General features: G+C 72.9%; 26 protein-coding genes, 1 tRNA gene and 2 pseudogenes. 23 read left to right on the top strand and 6 right to left on the bottom strand.

The genetic code is table 11. The annotated features are described in order from the left end of the window. Nucleotides 1-30: 30 nt before the first annotated feature. The 6 genes from A6A08_RS25745 (at nucleotide 31) to A6A08_RS25720 (ending at nucleotide 4,148) form a co-directional block, all read left to right on the top strand. Nucleotides 31-399, top strand: coding sequence for a VOC family protein (locus tag A6A08_RS25745; protein WP_073705226.1), 369 nt, complete (start codon nucleotides 31-33; stop codon nucleotides 397-399). A 276-nt stretch (nucleotides 400-675) separates the two neighbouring features. After that, on the top strand, nucleotides 676-1,326 hold the full coding sequence (locus A6A08_RS25740) for a phosphoribosyltransferase (RefSeq protein ID WP_073705268.1): 651 nt from the start codon (nucleotides 676-678) through the stop codon (nucleotides 1,324-1,326). Beyond that, the gene (locus A6A08_RS25735) at nucleotides 1,323-1,982 is read left to right on the top strand and encodes a dienelactone hydrolase family protein (protein WP_073705225.1); all 660 of its coding nucleotides are present in this window, start codon (nucleotides 1,323-1,325) and stop codon (nucleotides 1,980-1,982) included. The genes A6A08_RS25740 and A6A08_RS25735 overlap by 4 nt, the downstream gene beginning before the upstream one ends. A gap of 85 nt (nucleotides 1,983-2,067) precedes the next feature. Beyond that, nucleotides 2,068-3,378 (top strand): erythromycin esterase family protein, encoded by a 1,311-nt coding sequence (locus A6A08_RS25730; RefSeq protein WP_083609284.1) that lies wholly within the window; start codon nucleotides 2,068-2,070, stop codon nucleotides 3,376-3,378. 94 nt (nucleotides 3,379-3,472) lie between these two features. After that, the gene (locus A6A08_RS25725; protein ID WP_073705224.1) at nucleotides 3,473-4,084 is read left to right on the top strand and encodes a hypothetical protein; all 612 of its coding nucleotides are present in this window, start codon (nucleotides 3,473-3,475) and stop codon (nucleotides 4,082-4,084) included. Continuing rightward, a tRNA-Pro gene (locus A6A08_RS25720) sits at nucleotides 4,075-4,148 on the top strand. Before A6A08_RS25725 ends, A6A08_RS25720 begins: the two co-directional genes overlap by 10 nt. 79 nt (nucleotides 4,149-4,227) lie before the next feature. On the opposite strand, the gene A6A08_RS25715 is transcribed toward A6A08_RS25720, so the two are convergent. Beyond that, nucleotides 4,228-4,509, bottom strand: coding sequence for a tyrosine-type recombinase/integrase (locus A6A08_RS25715; protein ID WP_083609283.1), 282 nt, complete (start codon nucleotides 4,507-4,509; stop codon nucleotides 4,228-4,230). 292 nt (nucleotides 4,510-4,801) lie between these two features. Between A6A08_RS25715 and A6A08_RS25710 the strand changes: the two genes are divergently transcribed. From A6A08_RS25710 to A6A08_RS25700, 3 genes and pseudogenes are all read left to right on the top strand, one after another. Next, on the top strand, nucleotides 4,802-5,116 hold the full coding sequence (locus tag A6A08_RS25710) for a tyrosine-type recombinase/integrase (RefSeq protein ID WP_073705223.1): 315 nt from the start codon (nucleotides 4,802-4,804) through the stop codon (nucleotides 5,114-5,116). A gap of 197 nt (nucleotides 5,117-5,313) precedes the next feature. Continuing rightward, a pseudogene (locus A6A08_RS25705) lies at nucleotides 5,314-6,081 on the top strand (SAM-dependent methyltransferase). A gap of 130 nt (nucleotides 6,082-6,211) precedes the next feature. Beyond that, nucleotides 6,212-7,999: an immunity 49 family protein gene (locus A6A08_RS25700; RefSeq protein WP_073705222.1), complete on the top strand. Its 1,788-nt coding sequence runs from the start codon at nucleotides 6,212-6,214 to the stop codon at nucleotides 7,997-7,999. Nucleotides 8,000-8,044: 45 nt separating this feature from the next. Here A6A08_RS25700 and A6A08_RS27215 read toward each other — a convergent pair whose 3' ends face one another. The 3 genes and pseudogenes from A6A08_RS27215 to A6A08_RS25685 form a co-directional block, all read right to left on the bottom strand. After that, the gene (locus A6A08_RS27215; protein ID WP_073705221.1) at nucleotides 8,045-8,263 is read right to left on the bottom strand and encodes a C40 family peptidase; all 219 of its coding nucleotides are present in this window, start codon (nucleotides 8,261-8,263) and stop codon (nucleotides 8,045-8,047) included. A gap of 163 nt (nucleotides 8,264-8,426) precedes the next feature. After that, nucleotides 8,427-8,540 (bottom strand): annotated as a pseudogene (locus A6A08_RS29005) (transposase); the annotation flags it as partial. A gap of 184 nt (nucleotides 8,541-8,724) precedes the next feature. Next, nucleotides 8,725-9,150 carry an alpha/beta fold hydrolase gene (locus tag A6A08_RS25685; RefSeq protein WP_242422904.1) on the bottom strand — a complete coding sequence of 142 codons (426 nt, stop codon included), beginning with the start codon at nucleotides 9,148-9,150 and terminating at the stop codon, nucleotides 8,725-8,727. A gap of 751 nt (nucleotides 9,151-9,901) precedes the next feature. Here A6A08_RS25685 and A6A08_RS25680 point away from each other — a divergent pair. From A6A08_RS25680 to A6A08_RS25670, 3 genes are all read left to right on the top strand, one after another. Then, complete coding sequence (locus tag A6A08_RS25680; RefSeq protein WP_242422903.1) at nucleotides 9,902-10,927, top strand: arabinan endo-1,5-alpha-L-arabinosidase; 1,026 nt, start codon at nucleotides 9,902-9,904, stop codon at nucleotides 10,925-10,927. Nucleotides 10,928-11,077: 150 nt separating this feature from the next. Further along, on the top strand, nucleotides 11,078-11,890 hold the full coding sequence (locus A6A08_RS25675) for an alpha/beta fold hydrolase (RefSeq protein ID WP_073705220.1): 813 nt from the start codon (nucleotides 11,078-11,080) through the stop codon (nucleotides 11,888-11,890). After that, nucleotides 11,875-13,173: a PP2C family protein-serine/threonine phosphatase gene (locus A6A08_RS25670; RefSeq protein WP_143181841.1), complete on the top strand. Its 1,299-nt coding sequence runs from the start codon at nucleotides 11,875-11,877 to the stop codon at nucleotides 13,171-13,173. Before A6A08_RS25675 ends, A6A08_RS25670 begins: the two co-directional genes overlap by 16 nt. Before the next feature lie 4 nt (nucleotides 13,174-13,177). Here the strand turns inward: A6A08_RS25670 and A6A08_RS25665 are convergent, their stop codons facing one another. After that, complete coding sequence (locus tag A6A08_RS25665) at nucleotides 13,178-14,380, bottom strand: AI-2E family transporter (protein ID WP_199867044.1); 1,203 nt, start codon at nucleotides 14,378-14,380, stop codon at nucleotides 13,178-13,180. A 402-nt stretch (nucleotides 14,381-14,782) separates the two neighbouring features. Between A6A08_RS25665 and A6A08_RS25660 the strand changes: the two genes are divergently transcribed. Further along, the gene (locus A6A08_RS25660; RefSeq protein WP_242422901.1) at nucleotides 14,783-15,781 is read left to right on the top strand and encodes a hypothetical protein; all 999 of its coding nucleotides are present in this window, start codon (nucleotides 14,783-14,785) and stop codon (nucleotides 15,779-15,781) included. A 111-nt stretch (nucleotides 15,782-15,892) separates the two neighbouring features. Here the strand turns inward: A6A08_RS25660 and A6A08_RS25655 are convergent, their stop codons facing one another. Beyond that, complete coding sequence (locus A6A08_RS25655; protein ID WP_073705218.1) at nucleotides 15,893-16,834, bottom strand: carbohydrate kinase family protein; 942 nt, start codon at nucleotides 16,832-16,834, stop codon at nucleotides 15,893-15,895. Nucleotides 16,835-16,909: 75 nt separating this feature from the next. On the opposite strand from A6A08_RS25655, the gene A6A08_RS25650 reads away from it, so the two are divergent. The 10 genes from A6A08_RS25650 (at nucleotide 16,910) to A6A08_RS25605 (ending at nucleotide 26,652) form a co-directional block, all read left to right on the top strand. Further along, nucleotides 16,910-17,509 (top strand): HD domain-containing protein, encoded by a 600-nt coding sequence (locus tag A6A08_RS25650; RefSeq protein ID WP_073705217.1) that lies wholly within the window; start codon nucleotides 16,910-16,912, stop codon nucleotides 17,507-17,509. A gap of 164 nt (nucleotides 17,510-17,673) precedes the next feature. Then, nucleotides 17,674-18,024 carry an NADH-quinone oxidoreductase subunit A gene (locus A6A08_RS25645; RefSeq protein WP_073705216.1) on the top strand — a complete coding sequence of 117 codons (351 nt, stop codon included), beginning with the start codon at nucleotides 17,674-17,676 and terminating at the stop codon, nucleotides 18,022-18,024. Further along, the gene (locus A6A08_RS25640; RefSeq protein WP_073705215.1) at nucleotides 18,015-19,109 is read left to right on the top strand and encodes a hypothetical protein; all 1,095 of its coding nucleotides are present in this window, start codon (nucleotides 18,015-18,017) and stop codon (nucleotides 19,107-19,109) included. The genes A6A08_RS25645 and A6A08_RS25640 overlap by 10 nt, the downstream gene beginning before the upstream one ends. Then, nucleotides 19,106-20,032 (top strand): NADH-quinone oxidoreductase subunit H, encoded by a 927-nt coding sequence (locus A6A08_RS25635; protein ID WP_073705214.1) that lies wholly within the window; start codon nucleotides 19,106-19,108, stop codon nucleotides 20,030-20,032. The genes A6A08_RS25640 and A6A08_RS25635 overlap by 4 nt, the downstream gene beginning before the upstream one ends. Before the next feature lie 8 nt (nucleotides 20,033-20,040). Then, nucleotides 20,041-20,604, top strand: a complete 564-nt coding sequence (locus A6A08_RS25630) for an NADH-quinone oxidoreductase subunit J (protein WP_143181840.1) — start codon at nucleotides 20,041-20,043, stop codon at nucleotides 20,602-20,604. Continuing rightward, the gene (gene nuoK / locus A6A08_RS25625) at nucleotides 20,601-20,981 is read left to right on the top strand and encodes an NADH-quinone oxidoreductase subunit NuoK (protein ID WP_242422899.1); all 381 of its coding nucleotides are present in this window, start codon (nucleotides 20,601-20,603) and stop codon (nucleotides 20,979-20,981) included. The genes A6A08_RS25630 and nuoK overlap by 4 nt, the downstream gene beginning before the upstream one ends. Continuing rightward, on the top strand, nucleotides 20,978-22,921 hold the full coding sequence (locus A6A08_RS25620; protein ID WP_073705213.1) for a proton-conducting transporter membrane subunit: 1,944 nt from the start codon (nucleotides 20,978-20,980) through the stop codon (nucleotides 22,919-22,921). The genes nuoK and A6A08_RS25620 overlap by 4 nt, the downstream gene beginning before the upstream one ends. Before the next feature lie 3 nt (nucleotides 22,922-22,924). Then, nucleotides 22,925-24,427 carry a NuoM family protein gene (locus A6A08_RS25615; protein ID WP_073705212.1) on the top strand — a complete coding sequence of 501 codons (1,503 nt, stop codon included), beginning with the start codon at nucleotides 22,925-22,927 and terminating at the stop codon, nucleotides 24,425-24,427. After that, on the top strand, nucleotides 24,424-25,833 hold the full coding sequence (locus A6A08_RS25610) for an NADH-quinone oxidoreductase subunit N (protein ID WP_073705211.1): 1,410 nt from the start codon (nucleotides 24,424-24,426) through the stop codon (nucleotides 25,831-25,833). Before A6A08_RS25615 ends, A6A08_RS25610 begins: the two co-directional genes overlap by 4 nt. 72 nt (nucleotides 25,834-25,905) lie before the next feature. Continuing rightward, on the top strand, nucleotides 25,906-26,652 hold the full coding sequence (locus tag A6A08_RS25605; protein ID WP_073705210.1) for an IclR family transcriptional regulator: 747 nt from the start codon (nucleotides 25,906-25,908) through the stop codon (nucleotides 26,650-26,652). Nucleotides 26,653-26,678: the final 26 nt, after the last annotated feature.

The raw sequence follows: 26,678 nt of genomic DNA, 5'->3' as shown, positions 1-26,678 counted from the left end.
CCGCGGCCGTGTCCGCCGAGGGGGTTCCACGTGCGTCTCGTCTACGTACTCGACACCAACGACCTGCAAGCAGCGGCCGACTTCTGGTGCGCGGTGCTCGGCTTCGAGCGGGAACGGGACCAGCAGCACCCCAGCTACCTGGCGCTCCGGGACCCGGGCGGGCAGTGGCCCGGCCTGCTGCTCCAGAAGGTGCCCGAGGCCAAGGCGGGCAAGAACCGGATGCACCTGGACGTGGTCGTTCCCGACGTGGCGGGCGAGGTCGACAGGGTGCGCGGGCTGGGCGCCGAGGTGCTGCGCCCCGTCCACGAGGAGGCCGGTCACCTGTTGGCGGTCATGGCCGATCCCGAGGGCAACGAGTTCTGCGTGGTCCAGCAGCTCGGCGGAGGCGCCGGGGAGTGACCCCCGGCCGACCGGGCATGTGTGCGTACCAAGCATCGGGGTAACGCTCACCACAGGGCCCGCGCACGCCGGTGGACCGCGCGGACGCAAGGCGGCCGCGTGCCGGCGGGGGACGTCCCCCGGGGCACCCGGAGCGCGGGGGCCGGTCGCTCCGAGGACCACGGGCGCCCGGTCCGCGAGGCCGCGGCGCGGGTGCGCCCGCGCCGTCGGACCCCGCTCACCCGGGGGCCGACCACCGGGCCCGTACACCGCGACGACGCGACTGGGGTGAGGAACGTGTTCCGGAACCGGCGAGACGCGGGTGAACGACTGGCCCGCGTGGTGGAGGGACAGAACAAGCCGCGTCCGCTCGTGCTGGCACTGCCGCGCGGCGGGGTCCCCGTCGCGGAGCGCGTCACCGAGGCCCTCGGAATACCGCTGGACATCGTGGTCGTGCGCAAGATCCCCGTGCCCGGGAGCCCGGAGACGGCGATCGGGGCGACCACCGCCGAGGGCCCTCCGCTGTTCGACAGGAGGGCGCTGAACCTGCTGGGGCTCTCCGAGGAGCGCCTGACCGACGCGGTCGAGGCGGAGCAGGCGGAGGCGCGGCGACGGATCCGGGCCTACCGCGGGAGCGGACCCGGGCCCGAGGTCGCCGGACGCGACGTCTTCGTGATCGACGACGGGCTGGCGACCGGCATGAGCGCGCGTGCGGCCCTGACCGCGCTGCGCGAACAGGACCCCGCCTCCCTCGTGCTGGCCGTCCCCGTGGGGGCGCCGAACGCGGTCCACGCGCTCGCCGACGTGTGCGACCAGGTCGTCTGCCTGGAGACGCCGTCGGACTTCGGCGCGGTCAGCCTCTGGTACGAGGAGTTCGAACAAGTCGGCGACGAGGAGGTGCTGGCCCTGCTCAACCGCGCCGGCGCCGACGAAGGGAGAGCACCATGACCGCTCAGGACGTGACGGTACGGACCCCCGACGCGCGGCTCGAAGGGCAGCTGTCCATGTTCCCCGGGGCGACCGCGGTCGTGGCCTTCGCGCACGGGAGCGGGAGTTCACGGCACAGTCCGCGCAACCAGGCCGTGGCCGAGGAACTCCGCCGGACGGGTGTTGCCACGCTCCTGTTCGACCTGCTGACCCCGGAGGAGGAGCGCACCGACAACGTGACCGGGCAGCAGCGCTTCGACATCGACCTGCTCACCCGGCGCCTCACCGGTGCGGTGGACTGGCTGGCCGCCCAGGAGGGCACCGAGGGGGTGCCCATCGGCCTGTTCGGCGCCAGCACCGGGGCCGCCGCGGCACTGCGGACCGCCGCCGAGCGCCCGGACCTGGTCGCGGCGGTCGTCTCGCGCGGCGGCCGTCCCGACCTCGCGGGCACGGAGGCGCTGCAGCTGGTGCGGGCCCCGACGCTGCTCATCGTCGGCGGGGCGGACACCGACGTCCTCCGGCTCAACGAGGACGCGGCCGACTGGCTCGGCGGACCGAGCCGGATCCACGTCGTTCCCCGCGCCACCCACCTGTTCGAGGAGGAGGGCGCGCTGGAGGAGGTGGCCGACGCCGCCTCCGGCTGGTTCGCGGGCATCCTCGGCGAGCGGGAGAGGTGAGCCGTGCCGCCCCCGTTCCGGACTCCGCTCCGGGGCCAGGAGGGCACACCCGACCGGATGGTTCCCGCGCTGGGAGGACGAAGAGATGGTGACGGACGGAAGGCCGGTCGACTCGGACGCGGTCCTGCCCCTGCACGGGCCCCGCTCGCTGGATCCGCTCATGGAGCGGATCGGTGACGCGCGGTACGTACTGCTGGGCGAGGCCTCGCACGGCACCGCCGAGTTCTACCGCTGGCGCGCCCGGCTGACCCGGCGGCTGGTCGAGGAGAAGGGCTTCTCCTTCGTCGCGGTGGAGGGGGACTGGCCGGACTGCCAGGCACTGCACTGCGCCGCCGTGGGCGCACCGGGGGCTCCCGAGGATCCGCGCGAGGCACTGGAGGGCTTCCAGAGGTGGCCGAGGTGGATGTGGGCCAACACCGAGGTCCTGGAGTTCGCCCGGTGGCTGAGGGAGCACAACCTGGAACTCCCGCGGGAGCGGCGTGTGGGCTTCTTCGGCCTGGACGTCTACAGCCTGTGGGAGTCGCTGTACGCGGTGCTGGGGTGGCTGCGCGAGAACATGCCCGACCAGGTGGAGCCCGCGCTGCGGGCCTACCGCTGCTTCGAGCCCTACGGCGAGGACCCCCGGTCCTACGCTCAGGCGACGCGGCTGGTGCCCGAGAGCTGCGAGGCCGAGGTCGTCGGCCTGCTGGCCGGGCTGCGGGAGCGGGCGCGGACGGAGGGCGCCGTCGACGACGGCCTCGCCGACTTCGCCGCGCGCCAGAACGCCGAGGTGCTCGCGGGGGCCGAGCAGTACTACCGGTCGATGGTGCGCGGAGGGCCCGAGTCGTGGAACGTCCGCGACCACCACATGGCCGACACGCTCGACCGCCTGATGGAGCACCACGGTCCGCGGGCCAAGGCGGTGGTGTGGGAGCACAACACCCACATCGGCGACGCGCGGGCGACCGACATGTCCGCCGCGGGCATGGTCAACGTCGGCCAGCTGGTGCGCGAACGCCACGGGGACGAGGGGGTCGTCCTCGTCGGCTTCGGCACCTACGAGGGCCGGGTGGTCGCGGGCAGGTCATGGGGTGCGACCCCCGAGCCGATGCCGGTCCCCGCGGCGCGCGAGGGCAGCGTCGAGGCCCTGCTGCACGGTTCGGTCGAGGGGGAGGCGGGCCTGCTGGTCCTCACCGGCGAGGAGGCCAACGATCCGTTCGCGGACGAGATCCTCCCGCACCGCGCCATCGGGGTCGTCTACCACCCCGGGCGCGACCAGCTGAGGAACTACGTCCCGACCGTCCTGGGGGAGCGCTACGACGCCTTCGTGTTCGTCGACCACACCCAGGCGCTCACCCCGCTGCACTCGGTCGAGGTGGACTCGGGCGAGGAGGAGACCTGGCCCACCGGGCTGTGAGGCCGTGGCTCCCGCCCCGGAAACCGGTCCGGACGCCCCGCCCGTGTGAGCGGGATTTCGCTCGCTGCCAGGTTGTCGGCGGACATGGCGGGCGATGTGGCCGTGGGGACGCGACACGGCCGTATCCGGAACGCGGACCGGGAGCGGGGGCGGCGCGGAACTGCTCCTGCTCGACGCCGCCACCGGGGAGCGGCTCGACCGCCTCCCCGGCTTCGTGCTGGAGGAGGACGGGACCCGCTCCCCGGCCTACGGGGGCGTGGTCCGGATCGGCACCGGGGGCAGCGTGGTCCACGAGGTCCTCCGCGACGATTCGCCGGTCCACCGTGCCGACGCCTCCGGAGAGATCACCGCGACGGCGGACCTGGGCGACATCAACGCGGGGGCCGTGGTGGACGACGTCGTCGCGTTGGAGGACACGGCGCTCGTCCCGCGCATGCGAGGCCCCCTCAACACGGACGAGCAACAGCTCGGGCTGGTGGTCGCGCCCTTCGGTGGGACGGTGAACTGGAAGACGGCGCGGTCGTCGTGCACACGGACGGCGACTACGGGGATCTCCGCGACGGTGAGGGGCATCTCGTGGAGGGCCTGGTGCCCTGACCGAAGCCGTGCGCGTGCCGGACGGCGGTTCGAGCGCCCCGCCGAATGCGATACAGTTTCACCTGTTGGCGGCGCCGGAGACGGCGCCCGCGCGGCGACCGGGACGTAGCGCAGTTTGGTAGCGCACTTGACTGGGGGTCAAGGGGTCGTGGGTTCAAATCCCGCCGTCCCGACAGAGGAACAGCAGTTCAGCGAGGGGTTCGCCTGAGAGCGGGCCCCTTTCCGCGTTCCCGGTGGGGTTCGGATGGGGCATCAGTCCGCGCCGTCGAGGACCTCGTCCATGGCCTTCGCCGCCGACCGGCGTATCGGTCGGAGTTGGTGGCGGTAGACGCGTTCGGCGGTGTCGGTGCCGTCGTGTCCGACCAGGAGTGAGATCTCCTCGATGCTCACGCCGTGGTCTGACAGCAGCGACACGAGCGTGTGCCGCAACCCGTGTGCGGTCCAGTCCTTGTGCGCGTCGATCCCGACCACCGCCGTTGTCAGCCTCCCACCTGTCGACTCCTGGTGACGGCGACGGGACTCGCAGACGGGCACGCCTCAGTCGGGCAGGTCGAGCAGGCAGGCTCCTATCAGGCCACGCCCGCGAACCCCGAAGCAGGGCCCGGCCGCGCGGCACATCGCGGAGAAGCCATCGCAGTGCGAAGCAGCGAAAAAACGAGCCAACCCCACCGGGTCCGTCCTCATCGCGGTACTGACGCGAAGAAAGCCGACGCGGACTTCAGGATCGCGTTGGCCCTCTTCAGTTCGCGGTTCTCGCGCTCGAGTTCGGCGATCCGTTGTGCTTGGCCGGTATTGGTATCGGCGATGTCCAGGGAACCGGCGGCACATGGAACTCTACGAACCGGCACCCGGGCGGGTGCTGATCAGCAACACGTGGAAGGCCGTCGCCAAGCCCTCGGCGTTCAACTCCGCCTGGTCCAAGGCGGTGACCAAGACGGGATTGCCCAAGGGCACCCGGTTCCACGACCTGAGGCACTTCTACGCCTCGGCGCTCATCGCCGCCGGGATGAATCCGAAGGCCGTTCAGCACCGGATGGGGCACACCTCGATCACCGAGACCTTCGACACCTACGGGCACCTGTTCCCCGACCATGAGGAGCTGGGACGCGGGGCGATAGACCTGCTCCTGCGCTCCGGCTGATCCGCCGGAGCAAACAGGGAGCAAACACGGCCGACTCTCGCTCGCTGCGCCGCAGGTCAGAGGCTTGGAGGAGGGGGAGTCGGCCGATAAGCCGGATTCCATCGGCTCTGGCCCGGGAAAGCGGGGTGGTCTAGGTTGATCGTGCACAACGGCCTACGCGTGAGGGGGTCCATGCCCACCCCTCCCCCGAACCACCCCTGGACACCTCCGTGCCGCACTCGGCCCGGGTGGGGAACTACTGGCTGGGTGGCAAGGACAACTAGCCCGCGGACCGCATGGTGGGCGACCGGATCCGCTCCGCCAACCCGATGATCGCCGAGATCGCCGTCGCTCAGCGCGCCTTCCTCGTGCGCACGGTCCGCCACCTGGTCACCGAGGCCGGTATCGACCAGTTCCTGGATGTGGGCACCGGGCTGCCCACCGCCAACAACACCCACGAGGTCGCCCAGGCCCACAACCCCGCGGCCCGCGTGGTCTACGTCGACCATGACCCGCTCGTCCTCACCCACGCCCGCGCCCTGCTGACCGGAACCTCCGAGGGCGCAACCGACTACGTCGACGCCGACCTGCACGAGCCCGGGCGGATCCTCCAGGAGGCGGCCGGAACGCTGGACCTGTCCCGCCCGGTCGCCCTGGTGATGCTGGGCACCACCGCGCACGTGGTCGAGGACGAGGAGGCCTACGCCGTCGTCAGCCGGCTCATGGACGCCCTGGTCCCGGGCGGTTACCTGGTGCTGTGCGACGACACCGACGTCGTCGCCCCCGCCGAGGTGATCCGGCAGTGGAACGAGGCCGGGGAGAATCCACGGATCAACCGCGCGCCCGAGCGCATCGCCGGGTTCTTCGACGGGCTGGAGTTGCTGGAGCCGGGTGTGGTCTCGGTGATCCAGTGGCGCCCGGACCCCATCGAGGTCGGCGCTCCCCGTCCCCTGGACGACTTCGGGGGAGCGGGCCGCAAGGCATAGCGGTTTGTCCGCCTGGCTCTTGCTGACACTTTCCTCGCCATGTCGTCACGCCGTGCCAGACTTCGTCACGCATAACCGGCCCAACGACGGATGGCCGGTCCGCCATGCAACGAGAGGGACGCGGGAACCAGTGCGTATCGAGCGGCACAACGTGCGGGACGAAGCCCTGACCAAGGCCACGGAGGACTTCACCGACCGGATCGGCGGGGCCGTCCACGGCCAGCAGCACCACGGGCGGGACGGTATGGGCTGGCAGGACATCGCCCGGGACCTGCACGAGTACGCCGGGGCGCGGTCGGCGGCCGATCCCGCCGTCGACACCGATGCCTTCACGGCCCTGTACTCGGCGGCCGAGGCCCGGATCGGAGCGCTCAAGCTGGACTGCGCGCCCGCCTCCGCCTCGTTCCCGGTCCATCTCACCTACACGGGCACCGGATACTCCTACGAAGGGGAGGGTGAGGACACCGACCACAGCGGTGCCCCGACGTGGGACTGGATCCAGACTCTGTACCTGTGCCTGGTGGCCGGTCTGCACGAGCAGAACGCGGGTGCCTTCCTCTCGCTCGCCTCGGCCTTCGACGAGGGGGAGGTCCTGGCCCGCGGCCTGGCCTACTATCTCTTCCCCGAGCTGGGCGCCCAGCGGGGCCAGGTCCTGGGCTATGTCGACTCCGCCATCACTGGTATGGCCAACGCCGGTGAACTACCCCACCCCGACCTCCTCCAGTTGTACACGTTGCTGTCACGCGACGAGAAGCTCTTCTGGAAGATGATGGCAGCCCGGCTGGAGGCTTACCACGACAGCGCCTCCCAGGACTCGCCCTCCTCCCTGCTGCCCATCGCCGAGATCGCCTTCGCCGCGATGGCCGTGCGCGTAGAGGGGTGGGAGCAGCCCTTCGCCTCCGACTACCTGCCCCACCGCCTCACGGCGGGCGAACAGGGGCGGAGCGGGCCGCGGGTGGGTGTCTACGGCGCGGACAAGGACACCGGAGCGCTGCGGGAGCTGGCCCAGGGGACACTGGGGGTTGAGCGACCGGTCACCGTTCCCGACCACATCGACCGGCTCCTAGAGACGCTGGATGGGGAGTCCGAGGAGGACCTCAGGGACGCCTGGAGTCCCGACACCGTGCCGGACATGCTCCCGACCGCGCTCCAGTGGCACGCCCGCGACGAGATCACCAGGTTCCGGTACCGCTCGCTGGCCGATCCCCAGGCGCGCGATCCGCGCCAACTGGAGGCCCTTACCCATGCCTCCCAGTACACCGCGGCGGCCTTCGCCAGTGTGACCAGCCAGGGGGAGACGGTCGAGGTCACCCTCGGACCGACGACCGCGCCCCTGCGCAGCGTGGCCCCCACCAGCGACATCAGCGAGGGAGCGCGCATGGTCGCGATCGAGTACGCCGTGCTCTCCGGATCGCGGGAGCGTCTGGACGCGTTGTTGAGCTATCCCACGGGCGCCTTCGCTTCCAAGGACGACGCACAGGGCACCAGTGTCTACGGCCGGTATCCGGTGGCCCTGCTGGCCTACCTGCGCGCGCAGTCGCCGCGGTCCCGTGCGGACCACGACGGAGACCACGACTCCGCGCGGATGGCAGAGGAGGCGCGTGCGGCCATGGACGGGGCTGTGGCGGCCCTGGAACGGCACCAGGCGTTGCCCGGTTACCCGCCGCCACCGGTGGTCCTGCTCTCCCAGTTGGTCGCGGGGGACCGCGAGGGTTTCGCCCTGGCCCTGGCCGACGCCCTGGAAGAGCACCGGGAGGCCTTCAGCGTCGGTAGGAGCCAGGGGGACTGTGACGGGTTCGTCAACACACGTATCCTCGCCTTGGCCTGCCTGGCCCGCGTACGCGGCTGGGACGTCCCCGTGGAGAGTGACTACCTGCCTCGCGGGATCCTGGACCACGCTTCCAGGCTCTTCGACTGACCCTCGGCAGGGGGTAGGGAACCGGGGCATATGTGTTCTCCTTGGTCAAGAGATGGGGCGCACAGCTCCCATGAACCGCGGTGAGTAGAAGCCCGAGTCCACCGACTCCACACGCACGGTCTTTCCTCTGCTGGGGGCGTTGACCATCTGTCCGTCGCCGACGTACATGGTCACGTGTGAGGGGGTTGGGCCAGGAGCACCGATATCGGTGGTGTCGTAGAACAGCAGGTCCCCGGACTGGACCCAGGACGGGCAAGGGGACACGGGTTCCGGCCTGGTACTGGTCGGTGGTCGCCCGGGGAATCGTGACTCCGGCAGCCTCCCACGCCTTCATCGTCAGCCCTGAGCAGTCGAACCCGGCCGGACCGGTGCCACCCCACACATAGGGCTTGCCCACCTGCTCAAGCGCCCACTGCACAGCAGTCTGCCCGGCATCGGCCACCACCACCTGATCCTCCAGTCCCCAGGAGCAGGCCTCGTCGAGCATGTCCAGGGCCAGCCGCCACTTCTGGCGGTGGCCCACCTGGCGGGGTGCTCCGGTCGATGGTGGGCTGATAGTCGGATGTGGTTCTGAGGGTGAGGGTTCGGGTGGGGCGTCAGCCCGCGTTGCTGAGGACGTCGTCCACGGCCTCGGCCGCGGAGCGGCGTGCCGAACGCGTTTCGGGTTGGTTCACGGTGGGGCGCCCCCCACTGTGCCGGTGGGGCGCGCCGCGCCGTGCTGGTGGTCAGGGTGTTGCGAGGAGCGCCTTGAGCGCGTCGGCGAACTGCGCGGGGCGTTCGACCGGGCCGAGATGGCCTCCGGGGAGTTCGGTCAGGGGGAGGCCGAGCCGGGTGGCCAGGGCGGCCGCGGTCCGATAGGGCAGTTGGCCGCGGGAGTCGATGCCGGCCACGGGGACGAGTCGGCTGGTGTGCGCGTCGAGTGCGGCCAGGTCGGCTTCGTGGGTGGTGAACGGGACCAGGATGTGTTCCAGGAACGTCGGCTGAAGGTCACCGAGGCGGGTGAAGAGCTCTGCCAGCGCGGGGGTGGGTGGTTCGGGGCCGGTGTCGGCGTAGCCGTCGAGCCAGGAGCCGGTGTGGCGGAGTTCGGGGAGCTCTGTGCCGGTGCCGGGGGAGGTCATGGCGGCGGTCATGCGGGCTTGGGCCTCGTCCATGTCCCGGGTGCGGGCGGTGGCGCGGACCGATGCGAGCGCGGCACGGTGGCGCGCGGCATCCGGCAGCAGGTTGACCAGCGGCGGCCTCCCAGTGCGCGCGGGTGTAGCCGGTGCGGGGGCTGCGCTCCCGGTCCTCGCCGGGCAGTGTCAGGGGGTTCATGCGATCCGCTCCAGCGGTGATCGGTGTACGGGATGGGCGAACCCGGCGCCGGAAGGCCCACCGGGCGAGCTCGGCCCCTTCGTCTCTCGTCGGCGCCCTGCCCAACCCACGGTGATCGCCCGGATTCGAAAGGTGTGCATAGGAGGGTTGACGCCGGAAAACCGCTACTTTACGATGCATGAACAATTACTAAGCGTATTCATACTATTCAACGACGACCGCTGGCGCCATCCCCGTCCCGCGGCGCACGACCCCCTGTCCGTCCGGGCGTCCGGAGGGGTATCGGGCCGGGCCGGGGCGGGCCATGGCGCACGAAACGCCCTGCGGCCGCCCTTCGCGGCCGGTGTCCGCACCCCCCTTGCGCAGTCCTCGTGCACGCATCTCCCGAGGCGCTGACCGTTGGCGCCGGAGTCCTTTGCGTGCACAGAATGTTAGCGCTAACAATGCGCGTTTCCCCGGGGGTTCCGCCGCGTCCGGCCCCCTGGCCTCGGCGCTTTCGGACACCTTCCCGGTGCCGCGTCCGGCCCCGTGGTCCACCGACCCGCCCCCGACACTCCTCACACCCCCGACCGAGCCCGAGGAGGCTTCCCCGTGACCGAACACCCGAACATCCCCTCCGCGCCCCCCGAGCCCCTCTCGCGCCGCAGAATGCTGGGGGCCGTCCTGGCGACGGGAGCGCTGGCCGCGGTCCCGGCCGCCGCCGACGCGGCCGCGCCCCGGCACGCCGCGGCCGCCGCCTACCCCGGCCCCGGCCACGTGACCGGGGACGTCCGGATGCACGACCCGTCCTTCGTCAAGCGGCCCGAAGGCGGCTACCTGGTCGCCCACACCGGCGACGGCGTGGCCCTGAAGACCTCGACCGACCGGACCGCCTTCGGCAACGCCGGCGCGGCCTTCCCCGGCGGCGCCCCGTGGACCGGTCCCTACACCGGCGGCGCGCGCAACCTGTGGGCGCCGCACCTGTCCCACCACCACGGGCGGTACCACCTCTACTACTCCGCCTCGACCTTCGGCTCCAACCGGTCGGCGATCTTCCTGGCGACCAGCGCCAGCGGAGACTCCGGAGCCTGGCGCGACGAGGGTCTGGTCGTCGAGTCCTTCCCCTCCGACGACTTCAACGCCATCGACCCCCACCTGCAGGTGGACGACCAGGGCCGCTGGTGGCTGGCGTTCGGCTCGTTCTGGTCGGGGATCAAGATGATCCGCATCGACCCGGCGACCGGCAAGCGCTACGACGGCGCCCTGTACTCGATCGCCGGCCGCGGCGGCGGCGCCATCGAGGCCCCGACCCTCTTCCACCGCGGCGGCTGGTACTACCTGTTCGTCTCCTTCGACCTGTGCTGCCGCGGGGCCGACAGCACCTACCGCGTCATGGTCGGCCGTTCCAGGAGCATCACCGGCCCCTACCGCGACCGCGCCGGCACCGCCATGACCTCCGGCGGCGGCACCGAGGTCCTGGCCGGCCACGGCGGTGTCCACGGGCCCGGCCACCAGGACGTCTTCGCCGACACCGACAACGACATCCTCGCCTACCACTACTACACCGACGACGGCACGGCGCTGCTGGGCGTGAACTGGCTCGGTTGGGACTCCTCCGGCTGGCCCTACGTGCACTGACACCGGCCCCGGTCCCCGAGGACCCCGACCCCCGACCACCCCGGACACGGCGGGCCCGGCGCACGGACGCCGGGCCCGGTCTCCTGACGTGGCGCGATGTGACCGAGTACCCTTTTTGGACGCACTGGGTCGGGGGAAAGGATGATCGATATGGACATCCTCAGCAGGAACAACGTCACGGTCACCGGGGCCGCCGAGGGGCCGGTGGTCGTGCTGGCCCACGGATTCGGCTGCGACCAGAACATGTGGCGCCTGGTCGTCCCGGCCCTGGCCGAGCGGTACCGGGTGGTGCTGTTCGACTACGTCGGCTCCGGAGGGTCGGACCCGTCCGCCTGGAGCGAGGAGAGGTACTCCTCCCTGGAGGGCTACGCCCAGGACGTGGTGGAGGTCTGCCGGGAACTGGACCTCGACCGGGCGGTGTTCGTGGGGCACTCGGTCAGCGCCATGGTCGGCGTTCTGGCCGCGCGGGCGGTGCCCGAGCGGATCCGGGCGCTGGTGATGGTGGCCCCCTCACCCCGCTACATCGACGACGAGGGCTACCGCGGCGGCTTCACCGCCGGGGACATCGACGAGCTGCTGGACTCGCTGGAGTCGAACTACCTGGGCTGGTCATCGGCCGTGGCGCCCATGATCATGGGCACCCCCGAGCGGCCGGAGCTGGAACAGGAGCTGACCGACAGCTTCTGCGCCACCGATCCCGACATGGCCCGGGTCTTCGCCCGCACCACCTTCCTGTCCGACAACCGCGCGGACCTGCGGGGCGTGGAGGTCCCGACGCTGGTCCTGGAGTCCGCCCGGGACCTCATCGCCCCGCGCGAGGTCGGCTCCTTCGTCCACAGCGCGATCCCCTCCTCCCGGCTGGTCACCCTGGACGCCACCGGCCACTGCCCGCACCTGAGCGCGCCGCAGGCCACCGCGGAGGCGGTGCTGGACTTCCTGGAGGACCTGTGGCCCGCCGGGTGAGCGGAGGGCCGGAGCCGCTCGGGGCCGACACCGAGGCGGCCCTCGCCGCGCTGCCGCAGGACAGCGCCGAGGAACTCTACGAGTCCGCCCCCTGCGGGTACCTGTCGACGCTCATGGACGGCACGATCGTCAGGGTCAACGCCACGCTGCTGGAGTGGCTCGGCCTGGAGCGCGAGACCGTGGTGGGCCGTATGCGCTTCGCCGACCTGCTCACCGTGGGCGGCAGGCTCTACCACGAGACGCACTTCGCGCCCCTGCTGCACATGCGGGGCGAGGTCAGCGGCGTCGCCCTGGAGATGAGGACCTCCGAGGGCGGCCGCCTCCCGGTGCTGGTCTCCTCCGCCGTCAAGCGGGGCGGCGGGGACGAGCCGTCGCTGGTCCGCGCCACCGTCTTCGACGCCACCGACCGCCGCTCCTATGAGGAGGAGCTGCTGCGCCGCCGCAAGGAGGCCGACCACGCCCGCGCCGAGGCGGAACAGGCGCGTCGGCGGGCCGACGCCGACCGGGCCCGTCTGACGGAGGCGCTCACCATCCTGCGGAGGTCCTTCCTGCCCGACACCCTGCCCGACGTACCGGGCATGGAGACGGCCGCCTACTACCACACCGCCTCTCCCGACCAGTTGGGCGGCGACTTCTACGACCTCCTGCCCCTCGACGACACGCGCTGGGTGTTCTTCCTCGGCGACGTGTCCGGAAAGGGACCCGAGGCCGCGACCCTGACCTCCCAGAGCCGTTACGCCCTGCGTGCCGCCGCCCTCCACTCGCCCGAGCCCGTCGACGTCCTGACCACGCTGAACACCGTCCTCCTGGACCGCTACGCCGACAACGGCGACCCCCGCTACTGCACCGTCGTCTTCGGGGTCCTCGAACCCGACGGCGACACCGGCCACGTCCGTGTCCGCCTCGCCTCCGGCGGCCACCCCCCGGCCCTGGCCATGCGCGCCGGCGGAGGGGCCGACTTCCTGCACACCCCCGGCGGGATGCTCGTCGGCGTGCTGCCCGACGCCCACTTCGCCACCGCCGAGACCACCCTCGCCCCCGGCGACACCCTCGTGCTCTACACCGACGGCCTGACCGAGGCCCGCACGGGACCCGGGAGCGACACCCTGTACGGCGAGGACGCCCTGCGCTCCTTCGCCGCCGACCACGCCCCCTCCACGCCCCGCGGCATGGTCGACGCCCTGACCGAGCTGCTGCGGGGCTTCGGCGAGGGCCTCGGCGACGACACCGCCCTCCTCGCGCTCGGCGTCCCCGCGTCCGACACCCCGCCGGGCACACCCTGAGACCTCACCCGCCGGGTGGCGGCTCCTTCGGAGCCCGGTCGCCGCGAGGCGTGCGCGGACCCGCCTCGTCCCCCTCGCCGGCCTCACCGCCTTCTTCTCCCGGCGGGGGGCCGTCCCCCTCCTCCGAGCCGGCCTCCGCCCGCTCTCCGTTCCCGCCGCCGTCCAGCAGGGGATGCTCCTCGACCTCGTAGCGCCTGATGTAGATGCTGAGGAAGGTCTGCAGGCTCGCGCCTATGGGGAGGGCGAGCAGCGCGCCCGGGGCGCCCATGATCGCCATGCCCGCGATCACCGACCCGAACGCCACCGCCGGGTGCATGTCGAGCGTCCTGGCCGTGATGCGGGGCTGCAGCACGTAGTTCTCGAACTGCTGGTAGACGATGACGAACACGAGCACCCACACGGCCTGCCACGGGCCCTGCAGCAGCGCCACCAGCACGGGGACGGCGCCGCCGATGTAGGTGCCGATCGTGGGGATGAACTGCGACAGCACCCCCACCCACAGCGCGAGGGCGAAGGCGAACGGGATGTCCAGGAACGCCAGGGCCAGATAGTGCGCGACCGTGCAGACCAGCGCCATGAGCGCCCGGGAGTAGAGGTAGCCGCCCGTCTTGTTGATCGCGATCTCCCACGCCCGCAGCACCTCTCGCTGCGTCCGCGGCGGCAGGACCGAGCAGGTCACACGGCGAAAGCGCGGGCCGTCGGCGCACAGGTAGAAGGTGAAGAGCGCGATCGTCAGCCCGTTGAACAGCAGGGCCAGGACCGTCGTCCCCGCTCCCCAGACGTTGTTGGCGATGCTCGTCGCGTACTGCTCGACCAGGCCGCTCGCGCTGGAGACCTCCTCAAGCAGGTTCGTGGGGGAGAAGGACGTGTCGAACGTCGTGTTGACCCACCTCAGCGCGGCGCGTGTCATGTCCGGCAGTTCGGCGGCGAACGCCAGCACCTGCCCGATCAGCATCGAGCCGAGCAGGCTGAGGAAGGCCAGGACCAGCAACAGCACGAGGGTCATCACCGCACCCGTGGCCGGACCGCGGCGCCACCGGTGCTGGTGCAGCCAGTTGACCGCGGGCTCCAGCGCCAGAGCGAGGAACAGCGAGATCAGCAGCAGCATGATGAGGCTCTGCAACTGGAGGAACAGCCACAGCGCGATACCGAAGGCCGTGACGGTCCACATGGTCAGCATCAGTGCCCGGGGAAGCCATTTCGGCACGGTGCTTCCCTGCTCGGGGCGCGGCGCCCGGTGCGGTTCCGGTGGAGTGCTCGTGCGCAAGCTGGGACTTCCTTCTCTCAGCGGCCCTCGGGGGCCTTCCCGCGTACGGCGGACGATATCCGCTCCCTCGGGGCCGGAGTGCCTCGTGGACGTCCGACACGGCCGGGACGCGGGCGCGTTCCGCGGTCTCCCTCACGGCCGGCGGAATCAGGTCACAGGAACGGCATTAGGTATATGACGGTTAGATCTCGTATTGTCTCCTGAGCACCCGCCGACCCGTAGGCACCTTCCCGTTGGTGCCATGCGATGGGCACACCGGCGCCGGGCTCCCTCCGCCCCGCCCCACCATCCTCTCGCCCCTCGCCCGTCGGGCTCGTCCGCGGTACGACCCATGGAGCTCGCATGAACCGGAACTTCCTCCCCCTCCCCACCGATGCCCCGGCCCGTCGGGACGCGCGTTCGGGCGCGGGGGCCCTCGCGCTGGCCCTGGCCGCCGTCCTCGTCGCGCCGTCGGCCGCCCACGCCGCACCCGACGACGTGGACATCGACGAGCTCAACGAGAGGGCGGAGGAGCTGGAGGAGACCTACGAGGGCGAGCTCCTCCAGTACAACGAGATCAAGGAACGCGCCGAACAGGCGGAGGAGGACCTGGAGGAGGTCGAGGAGAAGCTGGAGGGCTCCCGCTCCAGCGTCGTCCAGATCGCCGCCGGCCAGTACAAGAGCTCCGGCCTGGACCCCACGCTGGAGGTGCTCTTCACCGCCTCTCCCGAGCACCTGTTCCAGGACACCTCCACCATGGAGCAGCTGGGACGCCAGCAGGCCGGCCGGATCTCCGAACTCGTCCGGCTCCAGGAGGAGAGGAAGGAGATCTCGGAGGAGGCCGAGAAGGAGCTCTCCGAGGCCGAGGAGCTGCTCGACACGCTGGAGGAGGACCGCGAGGAGGTCGAGGAGGCCATCGAGCGCTACGAGGCCGAACAGGTTCCCGAGGAGCCGGAGGAGACCTCGGGCGCGAGCACCGGCGGCACCGTCCCCGAACACCTCAAGGGGTGGGGCTTCGACGGCGCGACGCCGCGCATGGCCGCGATCCGCGACGAGATCATCCTCAACGTCGGCTCCCCCTACGAGGTGGGCTGCGCGCGCAGCAGCAACGACGACCACGGCACGGGGCAGGCCTGTGACTTCATGGTGTCGGTGATCGGCACGCACCCGAGCGCGGAGAACCGGGCGGCCGGGGACGCGATCGCCCAGTACGCGATCGACCACGTGGACCGGCTCGGCGTCAAGTACGTGATCTGGGAGCAGCGGATCTGGCACTCGACCAACCGCCAGTGGGTGGCGATGAACAACCGGGGCAGCGTCACGGAGAACCACTACGACCACGTGCACATCTCGTCCTACTGATCTCCGCCCTCCCCGCGCGGACCCCCGTCGCCCACCTCCCGCGCGTGCGGCCCGGTCCGTCCCGCACCGGCCGTTCTGCCGCCGCCGCGCCGGAGCGGGAGGGCACGGTGCTCACGACTCCACCGCCTCGGAGAAGAAGGCCGTGCGGGCCCGCTCCCCGGCCGCTCGCAGCGTGGCCCGGTCCGCGAACTCCGTGTGGGTGCCGGCGCTGCCGCAGGCGAACGCCCCGGCCACGGCCCCCGACAGGGCGCACTCACCGACCGTCCGGCCCGCCAGGTAGGAGTACAGGAAGGCGGCGACGAAGGAGTCGCCTGCGCCGTTGCTGTCCACGACCGGGCGTTCTGGGGACGTGGCGGGATAGTGCCTGGGGGCCGGCTCCCCGCGTACCAGCACGTGGCAGCCCCGCTCTCCGTCGGTGGCGACGGCGACCCGCGCACGCCCGCGGTCGACGATGCCGTGCAGCACCCGGGGGAGGCGGTCGCGGACCGCCGCGGCGCTGAGGAACACCAGGTCCGAGCGCAGCGCGTAGAAGAGGTGGTGCGGGTTCTCCCCGTCCCAGTCGTGCAGGTCCGTGGAACTGGAGAGGCCGAGCGCCTCGACGTCCTCGTACATGTCCCTGTTGTGGCCGACGATGGACATGTGCACGTGCCGGGAGCGCTCCAGGTGGGGCAGGTAGAACGCCCGGGGCAGGCGCAGCTCGGCCGGGTGCCGGGCGTCGTAGAAGGAGAAGCGGCGGCCCTCGGGGTCCACCAGGTTGATCCCCCGGGGCGTGCCGTGCGCGGAGACGACCCGGCTGAAGTCGAGGCCGATCCCGGCGTAGGCGTCCATGACCATCCGGCCCTGGGCGTCGTCCCCCAGGAAGTCGATGAACTTGGTGGCCATCCCCAGCGTGTGGCAGCCGACCGCCACTCCGTTCCCGGTGTGGGCGACGTAGTCGTGTACCGGCGGGACACCGGCGGAGTCGCCTTCGGGGACCCCCAGGGATTCGACGCGGACGATGGTGTCCACGCCCGCTCCTCCGGCGACCAGGACGTCGTACTTCGGGTCGTTCACGGGTTCCGCTCGATTCTCTCGGGGCCGGCGGCACGCGCCGCGGGAGTGCGCGCGTCAACGCATAGAGTCTCCCGTATGCAGATTCCGACCGACGAGGAGATCCGCTCCCTGCACCTGGAGCACGCGCCCACCCGCGAGGCCTTCGACCTCGTGTACACGCACTGCCGGATCGTGTGCGATCTGGCCGAGCGCGTCGTCCGCGCCAACGACCTTCCCGTGGACGCGGACCTGGTCCGGGCGGGCTGCCTGCTGCACGACATCGGGGTGTACCGGCTCTTCGACGGCTCCGGAGGGCTCGACCACGCGCGGTACGTGCGCCACGGGGTGCTCGGACACGGGCTGCTGGCGGGGGAGGGCTACCCCGAGGCGCTGTGCCGGTTCTGCTCCCACCACACGGGGGTGGGCATCACCAGGGACGACGTGCACCTGCAGGGGCTGCCGATCCCGGTCGACGACTACCTTCCCGCGACACCGGAGGAGGAGGTCGTCATGTACGCGGACAAGTTCCACAGCAAGGCGGACCCGCCGGTGTTCCTGACCGCCGGGGCCTACACGCGGAAGGTGGGCCGGTTCGGTCCGGACAAGGCCGCGCTGTTCACGGCCATGGTGGACCGGTTCGGCGAACCCGACGTGACGGAGGTCGCCCGCGGGTACGGCCACACCGTCCTCGACTGACCTCCTCCCGCCGTCCTTTCCCGACGCGGACGCGCTCCCTCGCGCGTTTCTCCCCGCTTCCGGCCCCGCCCGCTCCTACCCTGAGGGCTGGTGTGGACCGTGGTCATGCCGACGGCGACCGCCGGGGGGCGGGCAGAGGCGCCCCGGCGGGGGAGGGGGAGCACGTGGACTCGTTCGTACCGGCGCTCGTCCTCGCCGGGATCACCGCCGTGCTGGTCACGGGCCTCTACGCGCTCTCGGCTGCGGTACGCCTGCGGAAGCCGCCCGTGGCCTGCGAACCGTTCCTGTCCGGTACGGCCGCGACCGAGCACGCCGCCTCCCGCTACCACGTGCGCTGGTACGCGGTGACGCTGCTCTTCCTGGCCTTCGACATGGAGATGGTCTTCATGTACCCCTGGGTGCTCGTCGTGGCGGACAAGGGCGTGCCCGCCGTCGTCGAGATGTTCGCCTTCCTCGCCGTCCTGGTCGCGGCCGTCCTCTACGCCTGGCGGGAGGGGGCGTTCCGGTGGACGTGACCGGATGGCTGCTGCGCCGCGCCGTGCCGTGCGCCTTCGTCGTCACGGCGATCGGCGGCACCGGGGCGCGGCTGGCCGTGGAGAGGGCCGTACGCGAACGCGGCTGGCGCCAGGCGCTCGCCCCCGCCGAGGCCGACCTGCTGGTGGTGTGCGGTCCCGCGGATCCCGAACTCGACGAGATGCTGGACCGGGTCTGGGGACAGATGCCCGGACCGCGCGCCCGCGCGGGCGTCCCCTCCCCGGAGGGAGCGGACGAGGCCCTGGACCGCGCCCGCGCCGACCTGCTCGACACCGCCGCCCAGCGCCGCGACGCCGACGGGCGCGACCGGGCCGCACGTGAACGGGCCGGGGCCGGTGACGACGAGCACATGCCCGGAGGCCTGGCCATGGCCGACCGGGGCGAGGACCGCGACGGCCTGGCACTCGACCGGCTGCACCTCGCCCTCGGCCCGGCCCTGCCCGACTGGCCGGCCGGACTGTCCCTGAGGACGGTGCTCCAGGGGGACGTGGTCCAGGAGGCACGGGTCCACCTGGTCGGGGCACGGGAGGGCTCCTCCTTCTGGACCGCGCCCCGGAACACGCCGCGTACCGCCGACCCGAGCCCCGAGCACCCGCGGACCACGGCGGCGGCCGCCCTGGACGCGGCGCAGCGCCTGCTGTTCGTCGCGGGCTGGCCCGCCGCCGCCCTGGCGGGGCGCCGGCTGCGCGACGCGCTGCTGGAGCCCGAGGCCGGTCCGGGGCTCGGGGCGGAACTGCGCCGTTGGGCGCGCGGGGTGCGCCGCTCACGCCTGCTGCGCTGGGCCACCGACGGCCTCGGCGCGGTCGGCGACCGGGCCCCCGAGGAGCTGCGCGGCGACGCCACCGACCGCTGGTCGCGCTGGCTGGACCGGATCGAGGCGGCCGCGGAGCCCGGCCGGTCCGCCTCCGCGCCGGCTCCCGCCGGCTCCGGCACGGCCCGTGCCGCCCTGGACCTGGTGCCCGAACTCGTCGTCGGCCGGGAACTGGCGGCGGCACGGCTCATCGTGGCCTCCCTGGACCCCGACACCGAGGCCGTCGGCGCCCACACCCCGGAGCGTGGCGCGTGAGCGGGGCCGCGCCGCTGTGGACCGCCCTGCTCGTCCCCGTGCTGCTGCTCGCCTTCGGCTACGGCGCGGCGGCGGGGACGGCCGCGCTCCGCGCGCGTGCGGCGGGGACCGCTCCCGGAGCGGGGCTGACCGCTCCGGCGCGGGAGGCGGCCCGTCTGCTCGTGCAGCGGCGCAGGACGATCCCCGGCGCGGACACGCTGCTGTGGCGGCTGGGAGGGGCGCTGGTCCCGGCGGCCGCCGTCCTGGCGGCACTGGTCGTCCCGCTCGGCCCGGCATCGGTCGGCGACCTGTCCGTCGGCGTCGTGTGGTTCAACGCCATGGAGGTGGTGGTCTGGGCGGCGCTGTGGATGCTCGGCTGGGGAGCCGACTCGGCCTGGGGCCTCGTCGGGGGCTACCGGTTCCTCGTCCAGGGACTCTCCTACGAGCTGCCGCACATGTTCGCCCTGACCACGGCGGCCCTGGGCGCGGGCTCACTGCGCGTGAGCGACATCGTCGCGGCCCAGGAGCAGGTCTGGTTCGCCGTGCTGATGCCCGCGGCCTTCGCGGTCTACCTGGTCTCGGCGCTGGCCATGGCCTTCTGGGGGCCCTTCGGGACGCCCGTGGGCCGGGACCTGGCCGGGGGAGCGGCCGCGGAGCTGTCGGGGGTGGACCTCCTGGTCCTTCGCGCGGGGCGGTACATGTTCCTCGCCGTGGTGGCCGCGATGGCGGTGCCGCTCTTCCTGGGCGGCGGCGCGGGCCCGCTCCTGCCCGGCTGGGCGTGGACGCTGGCCAAGACGGCCGGGGTCGTGGCACTCCTGGTCTGGCTGGGGCACCGGCTGCCCGCGGTGCGGATGGACCGGTTCACCGAGGTGGGCTGGGTGGTCCTCGTCCCGGTGACCCTGCTGCAGGCCCTCGTGGTGGCCGTGTTCGTGCTGACGCGTTAGGAGGAGCGGTGACCGAGACGGTGGTGTTCGCTGTCTGCGCCGTGGGCGCGGTGGCCTCGGGCGTCATGGTGTTCGTGGTGGACTCCATGGCCCGGGCGACCTTCGCCCTGCTGGCGTCGTTCGTCCTCACCGGGGTGGCGATCCTGCTGCTGGGGCTGTCCTACCTGGGCGTGCTAATCATCCTCATGATGGTCATGGAGATGATGGTCATGGCCGTCTTCATGATCATGTACATGATGAACCCGGCCGGGCTCATGCCGATGACCATGGTGCACAACAAGGTCGGCTCCCTGGCCGTGTCCGTCGGGGTGTTCCTGCTGCTGGCCGCGGGAATCGTGTTCGTGCCTTGGCCCGAGCGCACGGGCGGGCCCCCCGCCGACCCCACGCTCGCGCTGGGCGAGGCGATCATGGGGGAGCACATGCTCGTCATGATGCTCGTGGGCCTGGTGCTGTTCGCGACCATGGTGTCCGCCACCGTGCTCACCACGCACCGGGGCCGCTACGACCGCTACGGCGACGACCTGCGGCGCGGGCGCCCCGACGACCCGATCGGCGGTGGGCTCGACCGATGATCCTGGAGGCGTACCTTCTCCTGGCGGCCGCGCTGTTCGCGGTGGGGCTCTTCGGCGCGCTCAGCCAGCAGTCCGTCGTCATGGTGATGATGGGCCTAGAGCTGATGGTCAACGCCGTCATCGTCGCCGCGGCGGCTTTTTGGCTCTACACCTCACCCGAGCGGCCCGACGGCCAGGTCCTCGTCCTGGTCGCGGTCACAGCGATGGCCGTGGAGATGGCGATGGGCTTTGCCGTCACCACAGCCATCTTCCGCGCGCGCGACGTCGACATGGTCGACATGGCCGCCGATCTTGCCGATCACAGTGGTTCCGGCGACCACGGGCACCATGGTGGCCACGGGGATCACAAGCACCACGGGGACGGTGGCGACCGGTGACGGCCTCCCTGTGGGCGCTGGTGGGCCTGCCCGCCGCGGCGGGTGCGGTCCTGCTGGTGGCGGGCAGGCGCGCCGATCCGGTCGCCGCGCCCTGCGCCGTCGCCACCGCGGGCCTGACGCTGGTCGCCGCCGCCGTCGCGGCGGTGTCCCGGCCGAGCACGTCCGCGCCGATGCTCGCGGGCATCGGCGCGGGGGCGGCCGTGGACGGGCTGTCGGCGGTCGCGGTGCTCACCGTGGCCACCGTCGCCGCGGCGGTCGTCCTCTTCGCCTCCGCCGAGATGGGATCCGACCAGGCGCGCGGCCGCTTCTTCGGCCTCATGCTGCTCTTCACGGCGGCGATGCTCGCCACCGTGACCGCCACCGGCCTGTTCACGCTGCTCGCGGCGTGGGAGGTCATGGGCGCCCTCTCCTACGCCCTCATCGGCTACTGGTGGGGCGAGACCTCCCGCGTCCGCTCGGCGACGCTGGCCTTCGTCACCACGCGGACCGGTGACCTGGGCCTGTACCTGGCCGCCGGGGCGGCCCTGGCCGGGGGCTCCGGCGCGCTCCGGCTCTCCGAGCTGGCCGCCCTGGACGGCGGATGGCGGGACGCGGCCGTGGCCGGGGTGGTCCTCGCCGCGCTGGGAAAGTCCGCGCAGCTGCCCTTCAGCTTCTGGCTCTCGCACGCGATGGCCGGCCCCACCCCGGTCTCGGCCCTGCTGCACTCGGCCACGATGGTCGCGGCGGGGGGCTACCTGCTGCTGCGGATCGAGCCCGCGCTGGCGGCCACGGCGTGGGCGGGCCCGGCCCTGGTCTGGGTCGGTGCGGCCACCGCGCTGCTGCTGGGGGCGGTGGCCTTCCACCAGACCGACCTCAAACAGCTGCTGGCCGCCTCGACCTGCTCGCAGCTGGGCTTCGTCGTCCTGGCGGCGGGCGCGGGCAGTGTGGGCGGGGGAATGCTGCAGTTCACCGCGCACGCCGCGGCCAAGAGCCTGCTGTTCCTGTGCGCGGGGACGTGGCTGGCGGCCCGGGGCACCCAGGAGCTGGGCGGTCTGCGCGGGGCCGCGCGCGGAAGCCCCCCGGCGGGGGCGGCCTTCGCGGTCGGTGCCCTGGCGGTCGCCGGGCTGCCCCCGCTTCCGCTGTGGACGGCCAAGGACGAGGTGCTCGCCGCGGCGCTGCACCTCGGGCCCCTTCCGTACGCGGCGGGCCTGGCGGCGTCGGCCGTGAGCGCGGCCTACGCCGCACGGGCCCTGGCCGCGGTCTGGGCCCCGCCCCCGGCGGGGGAGGGCGGTGCGCCCCGGCGCGGGTCCGAGCACCGTTCGCCCCCGTCCGAGGTACTGCCGCCGGTCGCGCTGGCCGCCGCCACGGTGGGACTCGGCGTCCTGGTCCTTCCCGCGGCGGCGCGGTGGTGGCGCGCGCTGCTGGGAGCCTCGGCGGAACCGGGGCCCGCGGGGTGGGAGACGGCGGTGTCGGGCCTGCTGGCCGCCGTGGTGCTCATCATCACCTGGCGGGCGTGCGCACGCGGCCGCGGGGAGGCCGTGCCGGGCCGTCGGTGGGCCGGCGGCTGGCTCGGCCTGGAGGCGGCGGCGAACACCCTGGTCGCCAGGCCCGTGACGGCGCTCGCCCGGGCCCTGGCCGCCCTCGACGACCGCGTGGTCGCGGGCGGGGCGAGGGCCGCCGCCCACGCGACCACGTCCTTCTCCGCCGGCCTGGCCGACCTCGACGACCGGGTGCTCGCCCGGGGCGTGCGCTCCTGCGCGAGCGGGGGGAGGCGCGCCGCGGACCTGGCCCGCGACCGGGGCGAGGCGTGGGCCGACGGGGCGGTGCGCGCGGTCGCCTCCGGCGCGCGGATCCTGGCCGGGTGGGCGCTGCGCCCCCAGACGGGGCTGCTGCACCAGTACTACGTCCAGGCCGTCGTCGCACTCGTCGTCCTGGCCGCCGTCGTCGTCCTGATGAGGTGAGGCGTGCTCTCCGTCGTCGTGTTCCTGCCGCTGTCCGCGGGCCTGGTGCTGCTGGCCCTTCCACGCCCGCGCGATGCGACGGCGGCCTGGACCTGGGTCGCGGTGGCCGCCCTGGACCTGGTGCTCGTCCTCGGCCTGTGGGCGTACTACCCGTCCGTGTCCGGCCCGGGCCCCGGGGGCTTCGCCTACGAGGAGCGGGTGCTGTGGATCCCCAGCGTGGGCGCGTCCTACCACGTCGGCGTCGACGGGTTCTCCCTGCCGCTGGCGGCCATGACGGCGGTGCTCTTCCTGGCGTGCGCGGTCCACTCCCTGCGCCGCCCCAGGCGCGTCCGCGCACACGCCGTCCTCTTCCTGTTCCTGCAGACGGTCTCGCTGGGGCTGTTCAGCGCCCTGGACCTGCTGCTGTTCTTCGTCTTCTTCGACCTGTCCATCGTCGGGATGTACTTCGTCATCGCCGGCTGGGGGCACGGGCGGCCGGCCCGGTCGGCGCTGCAGTTCTTCCTCTACACGTTCCTGGGGTCGCTGGCGCTGCTGCTGGGCTTCATCGGCCTGTACGTGGCCTCCGACCCCCGCACCTTCGACATGGTGGAGCTGGCGGGGCAGACCCCGCTGGAGGGTCGCGGGCTCGTCGGAGGACTGGTGCTGCTCGCCATCGGCGTGGGACTGGCCGTCAAGACGCCCACCGTCCCCTTCCACACCTGGCTGCCCCCGGCGCACACCGACGCGCCCGCGGTCGGGTCGGCGATCCTGGCCGGGGTCCTGCTGAAGATGGGCACCTACGGGTTCGTGCGCATCGCGATGCCCATCCTCCCGGGCGCCTGGAGCGCCCACGCGATGGTCCTCGTGGTCGTCGGCGTGGTCTCGGTCCTGTACGGAGCGCTCGTCGCGCTCGCCCAGACCGACTTCAAGCGCATGGTCGCCTACACCTCCGTCAACCACATGGGCTACATCATCCTGGGGCTGGGCGCCGCCGGCCTGGCCACGGGCACGCAGTCCGACGCGGCCTCGCTGGCGATCACCGGCGGGGTCACGCAGATGGTCAGCCACGGCCTGCTCACGGGCGCGCTGTTCCTGCTGGCCGGCGTGCTGCACGACCGGGCCGGCACCTACGACATGGGCTCCTACGGCGGCCTGGCCGCGAGGGCTCCGCGCTTCGCCGCCCTCGCGGCCGTGGCCTTCTTCGGCTCCCTGGGCCTGCCGGGACTGTCGGGGTTCATCGCCGAGTTCCAGATCTTCGCGGGCAGCCTCGGCCCGGTCCCGGTGCCCACGGCGCTGGCGCTGCTGGGCATCCTCGTCACCGCGGCCCTGTTCCTGCGCGCGCTGCAGCGGTTGTTCCTGGGAGGCCCGGGACCGTGCACGGACCGCGTCGGCGACCTGTCCGCACGGGAGGGCGCCGCCATCGCGCCGCTCCTGGCCCTGTCCGTCCTCATCGGCCTCACGCCCCGCTTCCTGCTCGACCGCGTCGAACCCGCGGCCCGGGCCCTGGCCGCCCTGGTGGCCGGATGAGCGGTATGGAGGGAGTCGACCCGGTCACCCTGCTGCCCGAGCTGGTCCTGGCGCTCGCCGCGGTGGGCGCGCTCCTGCTCGGGAGCTGGACGCCGCGGCGCCGGCAGGGGCGCGTCCGCCTGTGCGTGGTCGCGGCGCTTCTGGTCGCGCTGGCCGCCGCGGTCGCGGCGGCGGCGACCGGGACCGGAGCGGCCTCCGGCGGCCACACCGTGGACACCATCACGCACGCGGTCCGCGTCGTGGTGCTCGCGGGCGTCCTGGCCACGGTCCTGCTCGCCGCCGACGCCTTCGCCGACCACCCGCGCGAGTCGGAGTTCCACGTCCTGCTGCTGCTCGCGGCCCTGGGCACGATGGTGCTGGCGGGCGCGAGCGACCTGCTGGTGCTCGCCGTGGCCTACCTCCTGGCGAGTATCCCCCTCTACGCGCTGGTCGGCTTCGCCAAGGACGGTACGGGGACCGAGGCCGCGCTGAAGTTCTACCTCCTGGGAGCCCTGTCGGGGATCCTGCTGCTGACCGGGACCACCCTGCTGCTCGGGGCGGGCGGCACCACCGGCTACGAGGGACTGGCGGCCGCCCTGCCCGGGGCGCCGCGCGCCCTCGTGGCCGCCGGCGTCATCGCCGTGCTGGCGGGGCTGCTGTTCAAGGCCGGGGGAGTGCCCGTCCACTTCTGGGTGCCCGACGTCGCCGAGGGCGCCCCGGCGCCCGTCGCCGCCTTCGTCACCACCGTGCCCAAGATCGGTGCGCTGGCGGCCCTGTACCGGCTGGGCGACCAGGTACTGGCCGGGGCCGCGCTGGACTGGGTCCTGCTGGCCGCGCTCCTGTCCGCGGCGTCGATGACCCTGGGCAACCTGGGCGCCCTCCTCCAGACGGACGCGCGCCGCCTGCTGGGCTACTCCACCGTCAGCCAGGTCGGCTACCTGCTGATGGCCGTGGCCGCTGCGGGGGGCCAGTCGGCCCAGCCGGGGCTGCTGTTCTACCTGGGCGCCTACCTGGCGGCCAACCTCGGGGCCTTCGCCGTCGTGTGCGCCCTGCGGACCCGGACGCTGGAGGACCACGCGGGCCTCTTCCGCGACCGCCCCTGGCTCGCGCTGAGCCTGGTCGTGTGCCTGCTCGGTCTCGTGGGCACCCCGCCCACGGCGGTGTTCGTCGGCAAGCTCGCCCTCTTCACCGCGGCCCTGGACGCGGGCCTGGGCTGGCTCATGGTGCTGGCCGCCGTCAACACCGTCGCCAGCCTCTTCTACTACCTGCGCTGGATCCTGCCCCTCTTCCGCGCCCCCGGGGAACCGCCGGAGGCGGGGGACCGGCCCGGGGCGCCGGACCGGTGGAGCACCGGGGTCGCCGTCACCGCCGCGGCCGCCTCCCTGGGGCTGGGCATCGCGGCGGGTCCGGTCCTGGACCTGCTCTGACGCCCTCCCCGGGGCGAGCCCCCGGAGCGCCCCCGGTGGACTCGGCCGGGGCCTGGGGTGGACACTGCTGTCGTGGTCAGAGCAGCGAACGGGGAGTCCGTGCTGTCCCGGGTGGTGCGCGTCCTGGAGGCCTTCGACTCCGAACACCCGGCACTGCGGGTCTCCGAGGTGGCGCGGCGCGCAGACCTGCACGTGGCCACCGCCTCCCGCCTCGTGGAGGGGCTGGTCCGGCACGGGTGGCTCGAACGCGATCCCGACCGCCGCGTCCGTGTGGGCGTGCGCATGTGGGAGGTGGCCGTGCGCTCCTCGCCCGCACTGGACCTGCGCGAGACGGTCGGGCCGTTCATGGAGGACCTGCACGCGGTGGTGGGCCAGCACACCCAGCTCGGCGTCCTCCAGGGCGAGGAGGTCCTGTTCGTCGAGCGCCTCTCCGCCCCGGGAGCGGTCGTCAACATCACCCGGATCGCCGGGCGGCTGCCGCTGTACGTCTCCTCCTCGGGCCTGGTCCTGCTCGCCCACGCCCCCGCGCCGCTCCAGGAGCGGGTCCTGGAGGGCCCCTTGCGCGCCCACACCGCGAACACGGTCGCCGACACCCGGCGGCTGCGCGCCCTGCTGGCCGAGATCCGCAGGTCCGGCTACGTCCTGTCCCGGGGGTTCATCGACGAGGAGACGGCCGGTATCGCCGCACCCGTGCGCGACTCCACCGGCGCGGTGGCCGCCGCGCTGTCGGTGGTCGTGCCCAACGACGAGCGCGCCGCCCTCGCGGTCCCGGCGGTGCGCACCGCCGCGCGCTCCGCCTCCCGTGCCATGGGTGCCTGAGGGCGCCCGGGCCGGTCCCCTCCGTC

The sequence above is a fragment of the Nocardiopsis sp. TSRI0078 genome, from assembly GCF_001905145.1.
Classification (GTDB): domain Bacteria; phylum Actinomycetota; class Actinomycetes; order Streptosporangiales; family Streptosporangiaceae; genus Nocardiopsis.
This window is presented reverse-complemented; position numbering and strand designations above follow the sequence as displayed.

Excerpts from the sequence above, each read along its gene's own strand:
- A6A08_RS25735 (WP_073705225.1), top strand. The coding sequence starts at position 1,323 with ATGACCGCTCAGGACGTGACGGTACGGACCCCCGACGCGCGGCTCGAA.
- A6A08_RS25730 (WP_083609284.1), top strand. The coding sequence starts at position 2,068 with ATGGTGACGGACGGAAGGCCGGTCGACTCGGACGCGGTCCTGCCCCTG.
- A6A08_RS25725 (WP_073705224.1), top strand. The coding sequence starts at position 3,473 with ATGTGGCCGTGGGGACGCGACACGGCCGTATCCGGAACGCGGACCGGG.
- A6A08_RS25710 (WP_073705223.1), top strand. The coding sequence starts at position 4,802 with ATGGAACTCTACGAACCGGCACCCGGGCGGGTGCTGATCAGCAACACG.
- A6A08_RS25685 (WP_242422904.1), bottom strand. The coding sequence starts at position 9,150 with ATGGACGAGGCCCAAGCCCGCATGACCGCCGCCATGACCTCCCCCGGC.
- A6A08_RS25675 (WP_073705220.1), top strand. The coding sequence starts at position 11,078 with ATGGACATCCTCAGCAGGAACAACGTCACGGTCACCGGGGCCGCCGAG.
- A6A08_RS25660 (WP_242422901.1), top strand. The coding sequence starts at position 14,783 with ATGAACCGGAACTTCCTCCCCCTCCCCACCGATGCCCCGGCCCGTCGG.
- A6A08_RS25650 (WP_073705217.1), top strand. The coding sequence starts at position 16,910 with ATGCAGATTCCGACCGACGAGGAGATCCGCTCCCTGCACCTGGAGCAC.
- nuoK (WP_242422899.1), top strand. The coding sequence starts at position 20,601 with ATGATCCTGGAGGCGTACCTTCTCCTGGCGGCCGCGCTGTTCGCGGTG.
- A6A08_RS25610 (WP_073705211.1), top strand. The coding sequence starts at position 24,424 with ATGAGCGGTATGGAGGGAGTCGACCCGGTCACCCTGCTGCCCGAGCTG.